Raw genomic sequence first — 2,003 nt, 5'->3', positions numbered from 1 at the left:
TCGAGGCCATGGATCAGCATGCCGTTCACGAGCGCCGCGTCGCGCACCGGCAGGCGGACGTCGCGGCCGATCACGCTGCACGTCCCCTCGCCGCCAAGCGCCGTGGTGCCGGCCACCGCAACGTCGGAGAAGCCGTAGGCGTTGGAGGCGAGCCCGCATCCGAGCGCATCGAGGATCAAGAGCTTGCCGCGATCGAGCACGGGTTTTGGAACGTCATCGAAGGTGAGATCGGCGGCAAACTCGGCCAGACGCCGGGCCGGTGTCGTCAGCGCAGACGGAACGGAAACATTGTCAAGCATGGCGGGACATCACTTCGGTTTGGGGCATGTCATCGACGAGGCGGCAGTCGTGGATTGCGGGGCTGCCCGGCGCAAGCGCAGCTCGGGAATAAGCGCGCAGCCGATCTTCGCCGACCTCGACGATGTATTCGACGCGGGGTCCGAGATGCATTCCGACGACGACGCGGCCGGTGATGCGGTTCCGTCCCGTGACGACCGGTGCCGGAGCTTGGTCGAGGCGGATCGCTTCGGGACGAAGCAGCGCGATCTTCGAGCGGCCGTCGCGGCAGTCCGTCGCCGGGTCGACCTCGAGCGGCAAACCGTTCTCGAGCTGCCACTGGCTCCCACGCGCCGGTGCGGCGCGAAAATCTCGATGCCCAATTTCATAAAGTCGTTTCCTCGCTCTTCGCGCGGCTTGGCCGCGTCTTGTTCGACCCCCTCTATTTCTTGTCGGGCGGCTCCTTGCGGCTATCGAGCCGGTGTTGCGATCCGGCGCGGGCAGCCTCCGCCATCGCGCTGAGCCGCAGTTCGTAGCCGCGGCGGACGTGACGGCGCATCAGTTCCTCGGCTTCGGCTTCATTGCGTTGGGCGATCGCGGCGACGATGGCCTGGTGCTCTCCCAGCGCTTCGGCGATACGGCCGGGCGCGGCGAAGGTGGTGCGGCCGAGCAGCACGACGGAATCGTGCAGGTCCTGCAGGCTCTTCAGCAAAAAACGGTTGTGGGCGGCGCGATAGATATGCTCGTGAAAGATGATGTTTTCCCGCGCGTGAACTTTCGGGTCGTCGGGCAGTTGCCGGTGCAAATCCACCATGGCCTGCAGCATGTGGACTTCGGTCGCATCGGCGAAGCGCGCCGAGAGCGCCGCCGCCGTGCCTTCGAGACGTTCGCGCACGTCATAGAGCTCGGCCACCGCGCGCAAATCATGCTGCGCCACCGACAGGCCACCGCCGGGCGCATGAACCAGCATCCCATCCGACTGCAATCGGCGCAGGGCCTCGCGAATGGGCGTGCGGCTGACCTTCAGCCAGGAGCACAACTCCAGCTCGAGAACGCGTTGACCGGCTTCGAGCCGCCCCTCCTGAATCGCATTGCGGATCGCCCGATAGGCGTGCTCGGCCAGCCCTCCGACCGCCCGCGACGACGCGGGACCTGACCAGATCAGGAGCGCGTCGTCCTTGACAGTATTGGAACCTGAGATGGCCGCCTCCCAGCGACTGCATGAGGCTTCCAATTTCGTATAACTGTGTATACACGTATATGCAAAGGGATTTTGCTGAAAGGTTCTCCTGGCAATACACCGCCGCGATCGCGTTGCTGGACGGAAAGGTCGAACCGGCCGGCTTCAAGGACCGACGACGCTTCAGGGACGATGCGTTCTCACTGCTCGATCGCGCGTCATTGGTGAGCGACCCCCGCGATTTCCGGCCGCTTTGAGCAGATGCACGTCGAGATCACCGCTGAGCTCGGTGACCGCGCGATCGTCGAACGACGTTGCGACGTCCCGATGGGAAAGCCGGAGCCACCAGTGCCAGAGGAGCAAGTGATGGACAAATTCCGCAGCCTGACAGCCGACGTTGTCGGCCGCGAAAAGGCAATGGCGGCCGAAAGCGCGATTACAGCCGCCAGTCAATGTCATGTCCGCAAGCTTGATAGCGTTATTGTCACCGCAACACGTCAATCTCGCCGAGACTGCGCGTTCTGGTTCCGATCCGCGCTGATCGCGC

Annotated in this window: 4 protein-coding genes; 1 reads left to right on the top strand and 3 read right to left on the bottom strand. The window is 64.4% G+C overall.

Annotated elements, in window-relative coordinates:
- From JOY90_RS38055 to JOY90_RS38045, 3 genes are all read right to left on the bottom strand, one after another.
- Positions 1–299: MmgE/PrpD family protein (locus tag JOY90_RS38055; protein WP_291696224.1), on the bottom strand; the 299-nt coding region annotated here is incomplete at its 3' end.
- The gene (locus JOY90_RS38050; protein WP_291696223.1) at positions 292–597 is read right to left on the bottom strand and encodes a TOBE domain-containing protein; all 306 of its coding nucleotides are present in this window, start codon (positions 595–597) and stop codon (positions 292–294) included. The genes JOY90_RS38050 and JOY90_RS38055, both read right to left, overlap by 8 nt.
- Positions 598–718: 121 nt before the next feature.
- Positions 719–1,510 carry a GntR family transcriptional regulator gene (locus JOY90_RS38045; RefSeq protein ID WP_291696222.1) on the bottom strand — a complete coding sequence of 264 codons (792 nt, stop codon included), beginning with the start codon at positions 1,508–1,510 and terminating at the stop codon, positions 719–721.
- Positions 1,511–1,717: 207 nt separating this feature from the next.
- Between JOY90_RS38045 and JOY90_RS38040 the strand changes: the two genes are divergently transcribed.
- Positions 1,718–2,003, top strand: a 286-nt coding sequence (locus JOY90_RS38040; protein WP_291696221.1) for a hypothetical protein, incomplete at its 3' end; no start/stop codon positions are given.

The organism is Bradyrhizobium sp. (genome assembly GCF_019242285.1).
In the GTDB taxonomy this organism is placed as follows: domain Bacteria; phylum Pseudomonadota; class Alphaproteobacteria; order Rhizobiales; family Xanthobacteraceae; genus Bradyrhizobium.
The sequence above is the reverse complement of the archived record's forward strand: the minus strand, read 5'-3'. Positions and strand labels throughout refer to the sequence as shown.